Annotated in this window: 15 protein-coding genes; 5 read left to right on the top strand and 10 right to left on the bottom strand. The window is 61.1% G+C overall.

The genetic code is table 11. From position 1 onward, the window contains the following. Nucleotides 1–46: 46 nt before the first annotated feature. From hpaD to BW979_RS19000, 4 genes are all read right to left on the bottom strand, one after another. A complete protein-coding gene (gene hpaD, locus BW979_RS19015) occupies nucleotides 47–904 on the bottom strand; it encodes a 3,4-dihydroxyphenylacetate 2,3-dioxygenase (protein WP_076385123.1) in 858 nt (285 codons plus the stop codon). 229 nt (nucleotides 905–1,133) lie between these two features. Continuing rightward, entirely contained in the window at nucleotides 1,134–2,594 is a 1,461-nt protein-coding gene (gene hpaE / locus BW979_RS19010; protein WP_076385121.1) for a 5-carboxymethyl-2-hydroxymuconate semialdehyde dehydrogenase, read from the bottom strand. A gap of 5 nt (nucleotides 2,595–2,599) precedes the next feature. After that, complete coding sequence (locus BW979_RS19005) at nucleotides 2,600–3,370, bottom strand: fumarylacetoacetate hydrolase family protein (RefSeq protein WP_076385119.1); 771 nt, start codon at nucleotides 3,368–3,370, stop codon at nucleotides 2,600–2,602. Next, nucleotides 3,367–4,044, bottom strand: a complete 678-nt coding sequence (locus BW979_RS19000) for a fumarylacetoacetate hydrolase family protein (protein ID WP_047229900.1) — start codon at nucleotides 4,042–4,044, stop codon at nucleotides 3,367–3,369. Before BW979_RS19000 ends, BW979_RS19005 begins: the two co-directional genes overlap by 4 nt. Before the next feature lie 186 nt (nucleotides 4,045–4,230). Between BW979_RS19000 and hpaA the strand changes: the two genes are divergently transcribed. After that, on the top strand, nucleotides 4,231–5,136 hold the full coding sequence (gene hpaA, locus BW979_RS18995) for a 4-hydroxyphenylacetate catabolism regulatory protein HpaA (RefSeq protein ID WP_076385117.1): 906 nt from the start codon (nucleotides 4,231–4,233) through the stop codon (nucleotides 5,134–5,136). Between the two features lie 123 nt (nucleotides 5,137–5,259). Continuing rightward, complete coding sequence (gene hpaR / locus BW979_RS18990; protein ID WP_047229898.1) at nucleotides 5,260–5,682, top strand: homoprotocatechuate degradation operon regulator HpaR; 423 nt, start codon at nucleotides 5,260–5,262, stop codon at nucleotides 5,680–5,682. A 99-nt stretch (nucleotides 5,683–5,781) separates the two neighbouring features. Here hpaR and BW979_RS18985 read toward each other — a convergent pair whose 3' ends face one another. The 6 genes from BW979_RS18985 to wecB form a co-directional block, all read right to left on the bottom strand. Beyond that, nucleotides 5,782–6,078 (bottom strand): hypothetical protein, encoded by a 297-nt coding sequence (locus BW979_RS18985; RefSeq protein ID WP_047229897.1) that lies wholly within the window; start codon nucleotides 6,076–6,078, stop codon nucleotides 5,782–5,784. 200 nt (nucleotides 6,079–6,278) lie between these two features. Next, nucleotides 6,279–7,154 (bottom strand): hypothetical protein, encoded by an 876-nt coding sequence (locus BW979_RS18980; protein WP_076386684.1) that lies wholly within the window; start codon nucleotides 7,152–7,154, stop codon nucleotides 6,279–6,281. A 39-nt stretch (nucleotides 7,155–7,193) separates the two neighbouring features. Further along, nucleotides 7,194–8,999, bottom strand: a complete 1,806-nt coding sequence (locus BW979_RS18975; protein ID WP_076385115.1) for a bacteriophage N4 adsorption protein A — start codon at nucleotides 8,997–8,999, stop codon at nucleotides 7,194–7,196. After that, nucleotides 8,996–11,110 (bottom strand): glycosyl transferase family protein, encoded by a 2,115-nt coding sequence (locus tag BW979_RS18970; protein WP_076385113.1) that lies wholly within the window; start codon nucleotides 11,108–11,110, stop codon nucleotides 8,996–8,998. Before BW979_RS18970 ends, BW979_RS18975 begins: the two co-directional genes overlap by 4 nt. A gap of 12 nt (nucleotides 11,111–11,122) precedes the next feature. Beyond that, nucleotides 11,123–13,336, bottom strand: coding sequence for a hypothetical protein (locus BW979_RS18965; RefSeq protein WP_076385111.1), 2,214 nt, complete (start codon nucleotides 13,334–13,336; stop codon nucleotides 11,123–11,125). Nucleotides 13,337–13,373: 37 nt separating this feature from the next. Continuing rightward, complete coding sequence (wecB, locus tag BW979_RS18960) at nucleotides 13,374–14,531, bottom strand: non-hydrolyzing UDP-N-acetylglucosamine 2-epimerase (RefSeq protein WP_231990590.1); 1,158 nt, start codon at nucleotides 14,529–14,531, stop codon at nucleotides 13,374–13,376. A 1,009-nt stretch (nucleotides 14,532–15,540) separates the two neighbouring features. Between wecB and BW979_RS18955 the strand changes: the two genes are divergently transcribed. The 3 genes from BW979_RS18955 to BW979_RS18945 are packed head-to-tail and all read left to right on the top strand — an operon-like array spanning nucleotide 15,541 to nucleotide 18,442. Then, nucleotides 15,541–16,089: a TRAP transporter small permease gene (locus BW979_RS18955; protein WP_076385109.1), complete on the top strand. Its 549-nt coding sequence runs from the start codon at nucleotides 15,541–15,543 to the stop codon at nucleotides 16,087–16,089. Next, entirely contained in the window at nucleotides 16,086–17,366 is a 1,281-nt protein-coding gene (locus tag BW979_RS18950; RefSeq protein WP_047229890.1) for a TRAP transporter large permease subunit, read from the top strand. Before BW979_RS18955 ends, BW979_RS18950 begins: the two co-directional genes overlap by 4 nt. A gap of 56 nt (nucleotides 17,367–17,422) precedes the next feature. After that, nucleotides 17,423–18,442: a TRAP transporter substrate-binding protein gene (locus tag BW979_RS18945; RefSeq protein ID WP_047229889.1), complete on the top strand. Its 1,020-nt coding sequence runs from the start codon at nucleotides 17,423–17,425 to the stop codon at nucleotides 18,440–18,442. Nucleotides 18,443–18,533: the final 91 nt, after the last annotated feature.

Below are 18,533 nucleotides of genomic sequence, written 5' to 3'. Positions count from 1 at the left end.
GCAAGCTTCAAGCGGCAAGTCGAGGGTGGTCGGCTGCCGCTGTGGCTCAAACTGGAAAAATGGCGTTGATCTGGCCCGTACCGGAACTGCCGAAAGGTTCGGTGATGATTTCGGCGGGTTTGGCATAGTCCGGCCCACCGAGCAGCCCCAGAAGCATGGCGGTGTCATGCATCTTGCCCTCACCGAAACAGTGCTCGGCGTAATCGGGCAGCATGGCGCAGAACTCTTTCCAGCGACCCTGGCGCCACAGCTCCACGACATGCAGGTCGACCTGTTTGTCGAACTCGCGCGTCCAGTTGTGGATGTTGGCTTCGGCATTGCGATCATCGGAAAAGCGGTGCGACAGCGAGCCGGAAGCCAGCACCAGCACCTTGCGATCACTTTTTTCGATGGCCCGGCGCACGGCGGCACCGAAGGTGAAGCTGTCTTGCAGACGGTGCCAGGCGCACCAGGCGGCAACCGACACCACGTCGAATTTCTGGTCTTGCGGAACATCCATGTGCATGTAGCGCATGGGCACCAGCGTGCCGTATTCCAGCTCCAGGCTCGGGATGTTGTGGGCCAGGGTGCGCACGTCGGCGGCATTGGCCTCGGCGGCGATCAATTCGCCCAGTTCCGGAGCGCCGGAGTATTCGTACTCCATGTTCTTGATGAAGTGCGGCAACTCGTTGCTGGTGTAGATGCCTTTGAAGTGCGTGCCACTGTTGACGTGGTAGGCGCTGTTGACCAGCCAGTGCACGTCAAACACCACGGCGGTGTCGGCGCCCAGTTCACGGGCGCGGCGACCGATTTCCTTATGGCCGGCAATGGCCGCTGCGCGGCAGCCGTGGTGTTTGCCCGGCAGCTCCGACAGGTACATCGAGGGAACGTGGCAGATTTTCGCAGCCAGGACGACTTCGCCCATGATGATTCTCCTGAAAAATTGTTCTTGTTGAATCTCGGATAACGGGTGAATCGGGTCTTGATGCTCTGGGTGGATCACTGCATTTGTGGCGAGGGGATTTATCCCCGCTGGGGCGCGGAGCGGCCCCTCAATAGGCCTGACACACCGAGTCGTCGGGTGTAGGGCTGCTGTGCAGCCCAGCGGGGATAAATCCCCTCGCCACAAGGTTAATCACCCGATTTGTCTGTGATCATGCCCCCCAGCGCGGAATGTGATGCCCGCCCATGGAGATGCAGACGTTCTTGATCTCGGCGAAGACTTCAAAGCTGTACTGTCCACCTTCGCGGCCGGTTCCGGAACCCTTCACGCCGCCGAAAGGCTGGCGCAGGTCGCGCACGTTCTGGCTGTTGATGAACACCATGCCGGCCTCGATGCCATGGGCCAGGCGATGGGCCTTGCCGATGTCCTGGGTCCAGATGTACGAGGCCAGCCCATAGTCAGTCTCGTTGGCCAGTTGCAAGGCTTGTGCTTCGTCCTTGAACGGGATCAGGCACACCACCGGGCCGAAGATTTCTTCCTGGGCGATGCGCATGTTGTTGTCCACGTTGGCGAACACTGTCGGCTGGATGAACTGGCCGCGACTCAAGTGCGCCGGTAGGTTGGCCGGGCGCTCCAGGCCACCGGCCAGGAGCGTGGCGCCTTCTTCGAGGCCGATCTTGATGTAGCCGGTGACCTTGTCGTAGTGGGCCTGGGTGATCATCGAGCCGACCTGGGTTTTCGGGTCTTGCGGATCACCGACAATCAGGCGTTTGGCCCGGGCGGCGAACTCGGCCACGAACTGGGGGTAGACGCTTTCCTGGATGAAGATCCGGCTGCCGGCGGTGCAACGTTCGCCATTGAGCGAGAAGATGGTGAACAGCGCTGCGTCGAGGGCCCGTTCAAGGTCGGCGTCTTCGAAAATCAGTACCGGCGACTTGCCGCCCAGTTCCATCGAATACTTTTTCAGCCCGGCGGTCTGCATGATCTTCTTGCCGGTGGCGGTGCCGCCTGTGAAGGAAATCGCCCGCACATCCGGATGACGCACCAACGCGTCGCCGGCCGTGGCGCCATAACCCTGGATCACGTTCAACACACCGTTGGGAATGCCGGCTTCCACCGCCAGGCGCCCCAGCTCGTTCGCGGTCAGCGGCGACAGCTCGGACATTTTCAGCACGGCGGTGTTGCCCAGCGACAGGCACGGCGCGGTCTTCCACGTTGCAGTCATGAACGGCACGTTCCAGGGCGAGACCAATGCACAGACTCCGACTGGTTGGTACAAGGTGTAGTTAAGCATCTGGTCGTCGACCGGATAGGTGTGGCCGTCCATCCGCGTGCAGACTTCGGCGAAAAAGTCGAAGTTGTGGGAGGCGCGCGGGATCAGCACGTTCTTGGTCTGATGAATCGGCAAGCCAGTGTCGAGGGTTTCCAGTTCGGCCAGTTTCGGCACGTTCTGCTCGATCAGTTCACCGAGCTTGCGCATCAGTCGGGCGCGCTCCTTGGCCGGCGTGTTGGCCCACTTCGGGAAAGCGTCCTTGGCCGCGGCCACGGCCTGGGCAACTTCTTCGGCGCCGCCGCTGGCAACTTCGCCAATGGCATCACCGGTGGCCGGGTTGTAGTTGACGAACACATCTTTGCTTTCGACCTCACGGCCGTTGATCCAGTGCTTGATCATGCTGCTCACGCCTCTTTACGGGATGCGAAGAACTCGGCTTCGCTGACAATTCGATTGACCAGGCGGCCGACGCCTTCCACTTCCACGACTACTTCATCACCGGGCACCACGTCCGCCAGGCCTTCGGGCGTGCCGGTGGCGATCATGTCGCCGGGTTGCAGGGTCATGAAGCTGGACAGGTATTCGATCAGGTAGGGGATGTCGAAAATCATGTCGCGGGTCGAGCCTTCCTGGCGCAGTTCGCCGTTGATCCAGGTGCGCAACTTCAGGTTGCCGGGGTCCGGTACATCGGCCACATCGACCATCCACGGGCCGACAGGTGTGGTGGCATCACGGTTTTTCACCCGCAGGCTGGGGCGGTAGTAGTTTTCCAGGTAGTCGCGGATCGCATAGTCGTTGCACACGGTGTAACCGGCCAGGTAACCCAGCGCGTCCTCGCGCTTGACGTTGCGCGCGGCTTTGCCGATGACCGCCACCAGCTCGCACTCGTAGTGCATGTAGGCGACGTTGTCGGGGCGCCAGGTCATCTGGTTGTGGCCGGTGTAGGTGCCCGGGGATTTGATGAACGCCAACGGTTCGGTTGGCGGCTTGAACGCCAGTTCGGCGGCGTGATCGGCGTAGTTCAGGCCCAGGGCGAACATGCTGCCGGTGGCCGGCGGCAACCACTGGACCTGATCCTCGGCCAGCAGCCTACCGTCGGCCAGGCGAACGGCGTTGTGAGCTTCAACGGTGACCGTGTGGACCTGGCCTTCAAAACCAATGCGCGCGTGTTTCATGAACGTGCTCCTGTGTGCTCGGCCACAACGCTATTGACGAGGCGGCCCAGGCCGCTGATCTCCACTTCGACGCGATCGCCAGGCACGACATCAACCCGGCCCTCGGGCGTGCCAGTGATCAGAACGTCGCCGGCATGCAACGTCATGAACTCGCTGATCTCGGCGATCAATTGGGGAATGTTGCGAACGAAATTGGCCGTGTTGTTGTGCTGGCGCACCTCGCCGTTGACGTACAGCCTGATTGTCAGGCTATGGGGGTCGGCAACGTTGGCCGTGGGCACCAGTTCAGGCCCGATGGCACAGAAGCCGTCCCGGCACTTGGCCTTGACGGCGGGGCGGTAATAGCTGTCTTCCGGCAGGCTGAATTCATTGACCACGGTATAGCCGGCCACATAGTCCAGTGCTTCGGCGGCGCTGACACGGCTGGCCGACTTGCCCATCACCACGCCAAGCGCAGGCCCCGGTTGCAGCCGCTGGCCGTGACCTGGATGAACCACGTCGGCGTCGTGCCGGTTGCGGGTGTTGGGTGTCTTGATGAACAACACCGGTTTGACCGGCGGCTTCTGGTAAGGCGGTTGCTCGAACTCGGCGAGGCGCTGTTTCAGCAGCCCCTGATAGTTCAGTGCAACCCCAAACAGGGTGCCGGTCGCGACGTCATGCAGGGCACGGCTCATGCTTGTCTCCTGGCAGCGGCAGAGATGAGGGCTCTGCAGATATTGTTAATGTGTTAACAGTTATAATTAAGATGTTAACTATCGTCAAGCGTGGCAGAATCACCGGACACTGGTTGCCCTCGGGAAATCGGCGCAGGATGAATCCAAGCCGCTGCCTGAATCAGAATAAAAAACGAGAAATGCGTGATGACTGACCGTCAGCCAATCCCCAACATCAACATTGGCCAGGTGTACGACCAGCGTTACAGCGATGCCGAGGTTCACTACGATCGGCTTGCCAACCTGGCGGGTTTCTTCGGTCGCAATATGCCGGTGCATCGGCATGACCGTTTCTTTCAGGTTCACTACGTGAAAAGCGGCGCCGTACGGGTGTATCTGGACGACCAGCAATACGTCGAATCCGGGCCTATGTTTTTCCTTACGCCACCCACCATTCCCCATTCTTTTGTGACCGAAGCCGACAGTGACGGGCATGTGTTGACCGTTCGTCAGCAATTGGTGTGGCAGTTGATCGACGCCGATCCGAGCCTGGCGCCGGCGGGTGTGCAAATGCCTGCGGCCTGCGTTGCGTTGGCGCAGTTGGGGCCGGAACAGGCGGGGGAGGTGCGGCGACTGGAGTACCTGTTCGAGGAGCTGAGCGAGGAGGTCTGTGCCGAGCGGCCGGGGCGCAGCGCGGCGCTGGACGGTTTGACGCGGCTGATCATGATCAGTCTGCTGCGTCTGTGTTCCAATTCTCTGCAGGCACGACCGGCCCGCCATGAGGACCTGAAGATTTTCCACCGCTTCAATGAGCTGATCGAAGCTCACTATCTGCAACATTGGCCGTTGTCGCGCTACGCCGAGGGCATCGGCGTCACCGAGGCGCGGCTCAACGATGTGTGCCGACGGATCGCCGACCTGCCTTCCAAGCAGCTGATCATGGAACGGCTGATGCAGGAGGCCAAGCGGTTGCTGTTGTTTACCGGCAGTTCAGCCAATGAAATCTGCTACCAGCTCGGGTTCAAGGACCCGGCGTATTTCAGTCGTTTCTTCCAGCGCTACGCCCGGCTCACACCAGGGGAGTATCGCCAGCGGCAATCGGGGTTGCGTTGAGCGTTGTTGCTGGTGGAGCACTCGCCACCGGCGTCATGCAGCCGTCCAGTGCGCGGCGTTGTTTCTTGCAGCCGCTTGTCCGCAACACTAAGCTGCCAGCTCGTCCATCCAAACAGTCCGAACATGGCCAACCCCAGACCTTCATTGACACTGACCCTGTTGCAAGCGCGCGAAGCGGCCATGGCTTTTTTCCGCCCGGCGCTGAACCAGCATGACCTTACGGAACAACAATGGCGGGTGATCCGTATCCTGCATCAGCAAGGAGAGCTGGAGAGCCACCAGCTCGCTCATCAGGCCTGCATCCTCAAACCCAGCATGACCGGTGTGCTCAGCCGTCTGGAGCGTGATGGGCTGGTGCGTCGGCAGAAGTCGAGCCAGGATCAGCGTCGGGTTTTCGTAGGGCTGACCGAGCGTGGGCAGCAGTGCTTCGTGTCGATGAGTGAGGGGATGGAAAGCAACTATCGCCGCATCGAAGACCAGTTTGGTGAAGAAAAGATGCAGCAACTGTTGGCGCTGCTCAACGAGCTGAAGAACATCAAGCCGTGAGCCAGGCAAACATTCGGGGTGAGAGGGCAAGCTCCCTCACCCCGAATAATCCATTGCGCTGAGACTTCGATCCAAACTCGGCACGGCTATCGGCAACTCTTAAGCGTTGCGTTCGCGCAGTTCCTGAAGACGATCAGCGCCACCTTCAGCCACGCGGTTTTGAAGCAGACGATCGGAGCCACCTTCAGCCACGCGGTTTTGAAGCAGGCGATCGGAGCCACCCTCGGCTACGCGGTTCTGGCTCAGACGATCGGAGCCGCCTTCAACCACCAACTGTGCAGCCTGACCCTTCGCCGCTGCACTCATGGCCGTGGCCGAAGCGATGTTCGACAGGCCGAGCCCGCCCATCAGTGTCAGAGCGATTGCCAGGGACGAAACTTTCGAGAAAGTGAACATGGTGATTCTCCTTGCGCTTGATTGAGTGGGCCGGTGGCAACGGGTGTGCTGCTGTCCGGTGATCACAGTTAAACGCGAAGGTGTATCGACGTTGTGTGTCGGCAAGGCTCGAAGTCAGCGATTTCGTATCAACTCGCCGTTCATATACACAGCGATACAAATCTATGGGGCCAGGCCAGGACGAAGGCCTCGAGCCATGATCACGGCTTGGCCAAGGATTGCTCCAGCTGCTCCACCAACTCAGGCGTCAGATAATGGGGGCCGTCGAACAGGTACAGCGGATAGCCGGCATAGGCGGCCAGTTGGGGTGTGAGTTCGGCAACCGTGGCCGAGCGAAAGCCGCCGCCGAACTTGGGGCGGAAGGCTTCGACGATGATCCGCACGCGATCCTTCCCGAGCCGGTCACGCAGGGTGTCGGCGTAGTCCCGGGCCACCGGGGCGGTGCGGGCGTAGACGCCGACGCCATCCTGGAAGAACACGCCAATATCGTCCGGCAACCATTGCTTGAGCCAGTCGGCAGTGGCGGCGGGGCCGATGTTGGCGCCGTCGTAGACGCTGATCCACAACGGGCGCGGCAGCTTGGCCAGCAAGGCGGGCAGTTCCTTGGCGCGAGACCAGCTGGGATCGACCTCGGCCGGAAAGTACCACCCAGTCACGTGCAGTGGCGTCGGCAGTTGCGCAATGCGCTCCGACACCGTGGCCAGTTGCTCGATGTTGTCCCTGGAGCGGTTTTCACTGAAATGGCCGGCCAGCCCGAGGATGACATCCTGGGCCCAGGGCGCCTTGGCGATGCGCGCCCAGTCAGGCAGCAGCGGCACGCTGGGCAGGCCGGTGCCGGGCACGAAGGCCTGGTCATCCACCACCGTCCATTGCACCAGCAGCTCGCGCACCCCCAGCTTTTCCCAGTTGCCTTTGATGCCCACGGTCTGGTTGTCTGGCTGCCAGACGATGCCAACGATGTTCGGTGCAACCTCCTGGTTCATCATGTAATACGTCCCTGTGCCTGCGCCGAGGGCCGTGGCCAGCGAGAGCGCCGCCACAGCCGTGCGACTGATGATATGGCCGAAGATTTTCAAGCGAGCGTCTTCTTGCAATTGCACATCACATCAACGGCCTCAATAGGAGTAGGTCAAGCGAGCGAACACGCCTTTGGCGCGTTCCTCGCCAAATACCCTGGCCCTGTACTGCAGGGAAAAATCCACATAGGAGCGCGGGGCGTTGTAGGCGTCTTCGCGGAACCAGTAGCGTACGTTGTTGCCCACGCCGATCCCGCCGGCGTTGCCGGACGAGAAGTCACCGTCGGCGCCGCTTTTCATCTTGGAATCGTAGTCCACCGCCGCCACGACATGGGGGAAGGTCACCCAGCGCGAGCCGGTACCGCCGATGGCGTAGCTGCGTCCCACTTGCCATTCGCTGTTGAAATAATTGCGCGAGTCGTTGATGTATCGACCGACTTCGGCGTACAGCTGCGAGGTCCACCAACTGGGCGCATCGACCCGCAGGTCGGTGCCGATACTCGAACCGTAGCCCAGGCGCGCCAGCCAGTCGCCCTCGACGTTCGAGGAGCCCAGGGGAAAGGTGCGTTCAAAGGCGGCCATGATGTTGATGGAGCTGAAGGGTTTGATCCGTACCCCCAGCGCCCCTTGCAAGGCATCCGCACCGGTGTCCGAGTCGCTGTTCTTGCTCCACAGGGTGTCGGTGACGCGCCCGTAGAGTTCGACGAAACGCGCATTGCGATACCCCAGCGGCCGCCAGGACAGCTCAGTGCTGTTCTGCAGTTGATCATTGCTTTGGCTGCCGCTGTTGCTGGTGCCCGGAGCAGCGCTCAGGCCACTGGAACTGTTGCCGCGATAGCTGGTGGTGCTGGTCAAGCCCATGGTGCGTGAAATGTCGCCCACGGCACGACGGGTATCGAACAGCTGTTGTGCAGACATGGGCGACTCAGCGGTTGCCTGGGCATCGATGACGCGCTTGAAATACGCCACCGCTTCGTCGTCTTCATGAACGCGCATGGCGTTGTAAGCTGCATCCTGAGCCGCTGCCGGGGCGAGCCGGGTGCTGGCATCGGCCCTGCGGAACGCGGCGTGGGCCGCCTCGTCGTCACCGGCCCGGACTGAATCATAGGCCAGCTGCAAATCACTGACCGGTGCCTGTCCTTCGGTGTTCTCCGGTCGGGTGGCGCACGTCAGGCCGAAGGTACTTTCCTGGCACTCGAGAATCGGTGCGTCGCGATCCTCGGCCGTCAGCAGCGCGCTGTTGAGCAATTGCTGGTTGGCGGCGATTTCCGGAGCCCAAGCCATGGCTTGGCGAGCCTTGTCCACGGCCAGCACCGCATCGCCTTGCTGCAAGGCACGGTAGCCCTGGACCGCCAGCGGCGCCGCCAGTTGGCGACGAATCGCCGTTCGACGCATCAGGAGCGCGTCATCGTTGGCGAAGACCCTGAGCGCTTCGCCCACAGCCTGGTCGGCTTCGACCAGAAGATGCTGGCGCTGCAAGGCGTCGATCAGCAATAGCCGGTACTCCCGGCGACGGGGAGCCTGGGCAATCGCCTCGCGAGCCGATTGCGCAGCCAGACCGAACCGTTCGCGATCATAGGCCCTGTACCCTTGGGTGGCGGCCATGAAGCCCGGTGCCGCGGCCACGGCGGACGATGCGGCGCTCCGGGGCTGGTCGCGCCGTTTCTTGTCACGTTCGGCCATGGCGATCAGGGTGTGCAGACGCGTCACGTCGGCGCGCAGGCGCAGGGCCTCGCGCGCCTTGGCGATGGCCAGGTCGTAGTCCTTGCGCTCGTAGGCGCTGTAGGCTTGGTTGGCGGCGGTGTAGGCCGGGCCGGACAACGGCAATGGCAAGGTTTCGGCAGCAGCCACGGCCGGTATCAGGCTCAGCCCCGTGGCCAAGAGGGTCAGAAGGGCGCGGTTCATGCCGGAAGCTCCATGGGGTAGACGCTGTGCTGACGCGCCGCCACCTGTTCGATAGTGGCCCGGGGCAGCACGCCGCTGTCGACCAGGTAATCGCCGATCCGACCGTGGTGCTGCGGTCGATACTGCAACATGGCGCGGCTGAACTGATCGCGATCGAGCAGGCCCATTTCGATCAGCAAGTCACCCAGCAGCGGTGCACTGGCATTCGGTACGGCGTGGCCGTTGCGTTCCGGCAATTGGCGCAACAGCGCGAGAATTTCACTTTCCCTGGCAATCAGTTGCACCGGCTCGCTGCCCAGTTCGGCGGCGATCTGTTGCAGGCCTTCGTCGGACAGGGGGTTGGCAACAGCGATCTGTTCGCAGCCGTCAGCGTTGCGGCCCAGGGGAATGACCCGCCAGCGCAGGGCAAACTCGCCGGTCAGTGACGAGGTGGAGGCGGCGGCTTTTTGCGCCACGTCGAAGACCCGGGGCAGGTCATTCTGGAACGCGATGGCTTCGGCCAGGGTCTCGTCGTCCAGCCAGCCGTTGTTGAGCAAAATGCGCCCCAGGGGCATGTTGCGTGATTGTTGCTGGTCCAGGGCACTCTGCAGGTGGGTGTCGGTAATGGCCTGCCAGGACAGCAACACGCTGCCCAGGCGGCGGGGCGCGATGGCCACCAGGTCGGTGGAAGGGAAGTCGTGCATGGTCTTGTCCCAGACCAGTTTGCGATTCATCACCTTGCCCACCAGGAACATCCGCCAGGCTCTGGACGCGGCCATGAAGTTGACGAAGTTACCCACCAGCATGCGCGGGATCGACAGCAAGCCATGCTGCCAGCCGTACAGCACGGTGGTGAAATAACAACGGTGCAGGATCCGCCAGAGCAGGGCAATGCCGTTGGCCACCAGCAGGTATTTGATCAGGTCGTTGGTTTCAAAGGGCGTCGGGAAGGTGACGTCCCACCAGCCGCTGTTGCGCAGAATGATCAAGCCCAGCAGCTGCACCAGAATCACGTAGGCGATGATACTGACGAACGCCGTCACCACGCCCTTGCGGTCGCGAAACAGCAGGTAGCGGTTGGCCAACGAGCCGCTCCAGCCCATCTGTTCCCAGCCTTGCAGGCCGATGCCCAGAGTCCAGCGGGCCTTTTGTCGGAACGCCGTGCGGAAGGTGTCCGGGAAGAACTCGCGCACGCACAGTGGCATTGTCAGGGTCGATTCGTAGGGCTTGCGGAACCAGGATTTGCGCAGCACCCGAAACTGCACCGGGAAACGCACGAAGATGGCGTTCATGCCGACCTTGGCCAGTCGCGCGCCGACGTCGTAGTCCTCGGTGAGGCTGTCGGTGTTGAACGGCTGGTTTTCGGTTTCGCCGGCCAGTACCCGCAACGCGCGATGGGAGAAACAGGTGCCGACGCCGGCCGAGGGCACGGTGTCGGTCATGCTTTCACGCACCACCAGGTCCTTGCCGTGCCATTCGGCGAACTCGTCCATGTAGACGCCCGCCACCCATTCGTACCAGTTGCGCTCCAGCGACACCACGGGCAACTGGATCATGTCCTTGCGCGGCAGCAGGTAGTTGAACAGCCGCAATTCCAATGGATGCAGCACGTCTTCGCTGTCGTGCAACACCACCCCGGCGAAGGTCATGCCATGGGTTTTCTCGTGCAGGAAGATCGCCTGGATCACCCAGTTCAGACAGTCGGCCTTGCAGGTCGGTCCGGCATGGGGCACTTCCACGCGGTGCAGTTGCTTGTAGCGCCGGCGCATCCGCTCGACTTCGTCGATGGTGCGCTGGTCGTTGACATAGGTGCCGACGAAGACCACGTAGTTCTGGTAATCGAGCGTCGAGACCATGTTCTCGATCATCGGTGCGATGACGTCATATTCCAGCCAGGCCGGCACCATGATCGCCAGGGGCTGTTCGTCCCGGGCCAGCAGTTGGTCGACGGTCAGCGACCGGTATTTGCGGTCCGCGGTGAGCTTGCGGTACAGGCGGCGAGACCAGTACCACAGGTCAATGATCAGGTCGTCCAGGCTGGAGATCAGGATCACCACCGCGACGACGATGGTCGCCGCTTCCAGGTAGTTGTAGTAGTGGGCCAGCCAATAGGGCCAATAAAGCGACGTCATCGAAGGGTACCGTTACTGGCGATTGCGACGGGCGCTACGGCCAGCCAGCAACAGGAGAAGGAACAACACAATGGCGCCAGGGATCAGCCAGAGCAGCGAGGGTTTACGCCAGGCATCCAGCCCTTTGGGTTCTTCACGGCCGAGCAACCGACTGCCGCTGGGGTCCTTGCTGTCGATGATCGTCACCGCGCCGCTGTCGCCGAGAATCGCCACATCGCCACGGGTCAGTACAATCGGCTGGGCGAAGTCGGGCGCTTGGCTGCCCAGGGTCCGATACACCAGGCCATGCTGTCCCGAGGCTTGCACCACTTGTAGCGAAGCCAGTTGGTTGAGGGGCTGCACATCCAGCAGCAAGTGATCTTCATGGTTGATGCGCAGACGTCCCTGTTCATCGACCAGGACCGATTCCTTGCTGTCCTCAAGCGGCAACTCGAACGCCAGGAAGGCTTTGTCCGGGCTGACCACGGCTTTGGGATCGGAGCTGACGTTCAACTGCGCGCGCAACGGTGAAACACCGGCGGCATCGGCCACCGAGATCACCCGGGCCAGACTGGCGGCCGGTCGGTCGAGGTATGCCTGGGGAACGAGGATCTGGGTCGCCACGGCGAAGCGCGCGGCCATGCCGGAGAAACCGTCGCCCAAGGCAATTTTGTCCAGCACGATATGGCTGCTCGGCAGCACCGCTACCGGGAAGGCCTGGGGTGTTTCCAGGCAGCGATCGCTGACAGGCTGGCGCTGGAACGAGACGCGCAATACGTTTTTTGAACCCAGGGCATAGCTGGGGATATGGGCCTGGATGCGTTGTGACTGACCATCGGTGGTCAACTGCTGGGCCCCGATCAGGAAATCGTTAAAAAACAGCGAGGCCACGGGCGGGGTGTGTGAAGCCCCCGGTGCTGCGGACAGGTCCACCACGGCTGTCACCGGCAAGCGACCGTCATACGCCACGCTGCCCAAGGGGAACGAAGTGCTCCAGTCGAATCGGGAGGCCACGTCATAGGTGCCAGGTGCGCCGCCCAGTCGCGACAGGGCCACGCGGCCATCGTTGCTCAAAGGCGTTTGCGCTTGGCTGATGGTCAACTGACGGCTGCGCGCCAGTTTGTTCCACGCTGAACCAAGCAGCGACAGGGCTTTGCCGGTGGCGTGCGGGGCGATCATCAGGACCGGGCGAGTACCCAGCAGCGCCAGGCGCACATCGTCTGGACCGGCGCCTGCCGTGGCTGCGTTGACGTGTTGTGCGCGCCATTGGGTCAATGCACTGGCCGCCGTTGGGTCGACGCTTTGGACCTGACTCTGCAACGCATCCAGGGACTGATTGATGGCCTGGAGCAATTGCGGGTCGTTGATGGCCAGATCGGCCTGTACATTCGGGGTTTGCCCCAGCATCAGCAGCGCGCCGATCTCAGCCGGGTTGGCCAGGCTGTGCTGACCCTTCGCGTTGAGGCTGGCGAAGGCCGGGAGGCTCAACAGTTCGGCCGGGATGCGCAGAGCGCTCAAATCCACACTGTCTTGTACGGCAGGGAACGGCAGGATGCGGCTGTGCTTGCCCATTCGCTCCAGGGCCACGCCCAATCGCCAGGCCGCGTCATAGCTGTCGGCGGACAACGAACCGGGTGCAACCAGGATCCCGGGTTGAGCAGGCAATGCCGTCCAGGCGGCACCGACATCCTGCAGTTGGCTGGCGTCGTAGCTGTAGTTCAGGCGTGTGTCGGGCTGGATGCGCAGCACGTTGCCGATGACTCGGTCGTCTTCGCACAACGGCCGGGAGACCACCGAAGACCAGGCAATGCCCAGCCGCACCAGGCCGTTGTCGCGCGCAGCCTTGTCGACGCCCAGTGTGGCGCTGGCACTGCCCTGAGGTTCGCTGAGTCCTTCGGCGCGCACCGGATAGCCATCGAGCGACAGCAGCAGGGTGTTGCGGCCCCCTTCGCCATTGAGATAGCTGGCGTCCAGTTGCAGGGTCGCCTCATTGAGGGCAACCCCGGCCGGCACGGGTAGATACAGTTCCCGTCGGGAATCGCTGGCGCCCAGCAGGATCGGCGCACTGATGCCCAGGTCGCTCAAGCGGACTTCGCGCTCCTGGCGGGTATCGGCGTTGAGCCGATGGATTGCCTGGGTAAGCGGGCTATCGGCAGCCAAGGCAAAGGTTGGCATGAGCGCAAGCAGGCTCAGGCCACAGGCAAGGGCGCTGAGCGCACCCGTAGAGATGGCAACGGAAGGCTTCATTCAGGTAAATCTCGATTCTGATAAGGGGGAGCAGCGATTAGGAGGCGAGCAACTGGCGTGGCGCGTACATCGGTGGGTGAGCCCAGTCTTGGGGCAATTGCGACTGGCCCACGAGAAATTCGTCCATCGGGCGCCCCATCAGGGTATCGACGATGCGCTGGCTGGCCTTGCCATCACCATAGGGGTTGGCTGCCTGAGACGCGCGGCGCCACAAGGCCTTGTCGTCGAACAGTGCGTCCACGCCGGCAATGATCGAGGCCGGGGAGGTGCCGACCAGACGCACCGTGCCCGCAGCTACGGCTTCGGGGCGTTCGGTGACGTCGCGCATCACCAGCACCGGTTTGCCCAGGGACGGCGCTTCTTCCTGCACACCACCGGAGTCCGTGAGGATGACGTGGGCGTGTTGCATCAGGCGCACGAACGCCAGGTAATCCAGGGGCTTGATCAGGTGCACGTTGAGCAGGTCACCCAGTTGTTCCGTCACCGGGCCCAGTACGCTGGGATTGAGGTGCACCGGGTAGACGATCTGGATGTCGGGACGCTGGGCCAAGTGACGCAAGGCCTTGCAGATGTCCAGGAAGCCTTCGCCAAAGTTCTCCCGGCGGTGGCCGGTGACCAGCAGCAGCTTGCGTCCGGTTTGCAGGAACGGGAACTGTTGGTCCAGTGTTTGTCGCAGTTGTGCATCCTGCTCGATGCGCCGGGCGGTCATCTGCAACGCATCGATGACGGTATTGCCGGTCACCAGGCAGCGGCCCTGCAGACGTTCGTCCAGCAGGTTATCGCGAGATTGTGCGGTGGGGGCAAACAGCAGGTCGGCGCTGAGGTCGATGCAACGACGGTTCATTTCTTCCGGCCATGGGCTGTAGATATCGCCGGTGCGCAGCCCAGCTTCCACATGACCCACGGGAATGCGTCGATGAAAGGAGGCCATCGAAGCCACCATGGCCGAGGTGGTGTCGCCGTGGACCAGCACCCGATCCGGCCGGGTCTGTTCCAGCACCGGGTCGATCGCGCCGTACAACGCAGCCGTCAGCGAGTTGAGCGTCTGGTGCGGCGTCATCACGTTGAGGGTGAAATGGGCCTTGAGATCGAACAGGTCCAGCACCTGCTCAAGCATGCTCTGATGCTGGCCGGTGACACAGATCAGCGACTCAATGCCCGGTTCGGCGGCGAGGGCCTTGACCAAAGGTGCCATCTTGATGGCTTCCGGACGGGTACCGAAGATCGAAAGAATCCTGATCCGTGACTGATGAGTAGCGATGACGCCCTTCCTCGCGCAGTTTGCTGCGCTGCACAGCCGTTCGCCCAAGCGCGATCATGCGTTTGAGTAAACAAGCAAGTTGAATTAAGTGGGGTCCAATATCAGGCAGGCGCGTTACGCACGCGGAAAGTTGCGTAATGGCCTATTGCAGTTTGGAGCGGCGAAGTAATAACACCAAAGAACACGGGCGCAAAGTTTTATTTGAAAGGTATTTTGTTGTTTTGATTAAGAAGGGTTGAGGGGAGGTTGGAAAGTTGCGCTCTTATTCTGAAATAAAAATCGTTTAAGATTTTGAATAATAAGGTTTTTTTGTAATTTATTGAGTGCTGGAAAGGGCGTCTTGATCACGCCAAGTCCATCGAGGTCTTATTTCTGGCGCCGCTTTATATAAAGGTGCCTGGATGTTTGTCATTGAAATGACGCCTGTTTGTTGTCGAGGTTGGAAGTATTATCGCGTTGGCGGGGTGTCGGTGAAGTGCAGAAGTTAAATAAGGTTCAATTTTATTATTGGATTTTCAGATCAGCGGAGTTGAACAGTTTTGTGTGGCGCTAGTTCATAAATAAAGTTGTCTGTTGATAAATAAAAAACGCATTGGGCACGGTGTGGAACACCAAAAATACCGGATAAGCCGGCCCACACGCTTATCCGATAATCGCACGCTTTGTGTGGGCCTCCCGCCAAGGTGATTGACCGAACTAACCGGTTGGTACATTTTAGGCGCAACACCTCTTGCTCAGCTTGACCAAGACCATAATAAAAAATTGAGGAACCCCCATGCGTACCCGTCTGCAAGCGCTCAGCCCCTATCCCTCGCTTCGTTGCTCCGGTCCCGGAACAACGCTCAGCTGCTGTGTCCTGACCCGATAGCTCCCGCCCATCGTTGCGGTCCTATCGCGCCGGTTGCTGGATGCCGGCGCTCGACAAGTCCGGGAGGTCTTCAAGATGACAAAGGTCGTCGATCTGTATTTCAAACTGCTCAAACTGCTGATTGTGCTGTGCATGGTCGCAATGATCGTGCTGGTGTTCGGCAATGTGGTGCTGCGTTATGCCTTCAACTCAGGCATCAGCGTCTCGGAGGAACTGTCGCGCTGGTTCTTCGTCTGGATGATTTTTCTCGGCGCCTTGGTGGCGCTCAAGGACCGTGCCCATCTGGGGCTCGACAGTCTGGTCAAACGCCTGCCTCCGGCCGGCAAGCGCCTCTGCCTGGTCATCGGGCACCTGATGATGTTGTACATCTGCTGGCTGATCTTCAGCGGCAGTTGGCAGCAGGCGGTCATCAACCTGGATGTGGTCGCGCCAGCCTCGGGTATGTCGATGGCAGTGTTCTACGCTGCCGGCCTGGTGTTCGGCGCCAGCGCCGCCGCCATCCTGGTCTATGAGCTCTACCTGGCGCTGTTCGGCAAGCTCAGGGATGACGAAATGGTCATGGTCAAGGACAACGACGCCGCCGAAGTGATCGCCCATAACCCCATCAAGAGTACCCGCCCATGACACTGGTTATTTTCCTCGGGTCATTGATAGGCAGCATGGCGCTGGGCATTCCCATTGCCTTTGCCTTGCTGGTGGTCAGTGTGGCGTTGATGTTTTATCTGGATCTGTTTGACGCACAAATCATCGCCCAGAACCTGCTTAACGGTGCCGACAGTTTTCCGTTGATGGCTGTGCCGTTCTTCATGCTGGCCGGCGAAGTGATGAACTCCGGCGGCCTGTCCAAACGCATCGTCAACATCGCCATGGCGCTGGTGGGACACAAGCGTGGCGGCCTGGGTTACGTGGCGATCATCGCGTCCTGCCTGTTGGCATCGCTTTCGGGGTCGGCGGTGGCCGACGCGGCGGCGCTGGCGGCCTTGCTGGTGCCGATGATGGTGCTGGCGGGGCACAACCGGGCGCGTTCGGCCGGCTTGATTGCCGCCGGAGGCATCATTGCCCCGGTCATTCCGCCGAGCATTGGCTTCATTGTGTTTGGCGTGGCGTCCGGGGTATCGATTTCCAAGCTGTTTTTGGCCGGGATCGTGCCGGGTCTGATGCTCGGTGTCGCCCTGGCCATCGCCTGGTGGTTCATCTCCCGCAGCGAGCATGTGCAGACACCACCCAAGCGCTCGCGGGCCGAAGTGATGCGGGCCCTGGTCGAGGGCAGTTGGGCCATGGGCCTGCCGCTGATCATCATCCTGGGTCTCAAGTTCGGTATTTTCACCCCGACGGAAGCGGCGGTGGTGGCAGCGGTCTATTCGCTGTTTGTGTCCCTGGTCATCTACCGGGAAATGAAAGTCAGCCAGCTGTACGAAGTGATCCTGTCCTCGGCCAAGACCACCTCGGTGGTGATGCTCCTTGTGGCGGCGGCCATGGTGTCCTCGTGGCTGGTGACCATTGCCGACTTGCCAGGCCAGTTGGCGGCAGTGCTCGAACCGTTCATGGACAGCCCGACCTTGCTCCTGGTGGTGATCATGCTGTTGATCATCATGGTCGGTACGGTCATGGACATGACGCCCACCATCCTCATCCTCACCCCGGTGCTGATGCCAGCGGTGACCCAGGCGGGTATCGATCCGGTTTATTTCGGCGTGCTGTTTCTCATCAACACTGCCATCGGCCTGATTACGCCACCGGTGGGTACCGTGCTCAATGTGGTGAGCGGGGTTTCGAAACTCAATATCGAAGAGATCGTTCGTGGCGTGTGGCCGTTCCTGCTCGCGCAACTGGCGGTGCTGTTCCTTCTGGTCCTGTTTCCGCAACTGGTTCTGGGACCTTTGAAATTCTTCACCGGTTGACGCCGGTGCAAGCGGTAGTAGCTCGACTTCTAAAACAATAATGATCGGAGAGTGACATGGGACAACTGATGAAAACCTTGTTGGCCGGGGCATGTGCAACGGGACTGCTGCTGGGCAGCGTGGTCAGCCACGCGGACGAGATCCGCGAGCGTACCCTGCGATTTGCGTTCCAGAACGTCAAGGAGCACCCTCAAGGGCAAGGCGCACAGAAGTTCGCCGACCTGCTGAGCGAGAAGAGCGGCGGCAAGCTCAAGGTCCGTCTGTTCCCCGGCGGAACCCTGGGTGGTGACGTGCAGACGGTCTCGGCCCTGCAGGGCGGTACGCTGGACATCACCGTGCTCAACTCCGGCATCCTGGCCGCCCAGGCAGCGGATTTCGCGATGCTCGATTTCCCCTTCCTGTTCAACAACGCCGAAGAAGCCCACGCGGTGATCGACGGGCCGGTCGGCCAGAAACTGGCGGCGCAATTGGACAGCAAAGGGCTGGTTGGCCTGGGCTACTGGGACCTGGGTTTCCGCAACCTGACCAACAGCAAGCATCCCGTGGCCAAGCTTGAAGACATGCAGGGCTTGAAGATTCGCGTGATCCAGTCACCGATCTACCTGGAAACCTTTACCGCCCTGGGCGCTAACCCGGTGCCGATGGCGTTTCCCGAGGTCTACACTGGCCTTGAGCAGCACACCATCGACGGCCAGGAGAACCCCTTCACGGTGATTGAGGGCAACAAGTTCTTCGAGGTGCAGAAGTACCTGTCGGTGACCGGCCACATCTTCAATCCCCAGTCGCTGATCATCAGTCAGAAAACCTGGAGCCGTCTGAATGAGGATGAAAAAAACCTGATCCGCCAGGCCGCCGCCGAGGCGCAGAAGTACCAGCGGGAAGTCACCGCTGCGAGCATGGACAAGGCCAAAGCAACACTGGCCGGTGCGATGACCGTGAACGAGATCACCCCGGCCGAGAAAGATCGCTTTCGCGAGCGTGTGCAACCGGTGATCGACAAGTTCGCCAAGTCCCTGGATGCCAATCTGGTGAAGATGATGTACGACGAAATTGCCAAGGTACGCGCCGCGCAGTGAGCTGAGCGACACACAGGCTGATCAAAGGGCGCCGGGGCAATTCCGGCGCCTTTTTTTTCTTTGCGATTCAGGCTTTTCCCAGCCGTGATGC

This window comes from Pseudomonas sp. A214 (assembly GCF_900156295.1).
Classification (GTDB): domain Bacteria; phylum Pseudomonadota; class Gammaproteobacteria; order Pseudomonadales; family Pseudomonadaceae; genus Aquipseudomonas; species Aquipseudomonas rhizophila.
The sequence above is the reverse complement of the archived record's forward strand: the minus strand, read 5'-3'. Positions and strand labels throughout refer to the sequence as shown.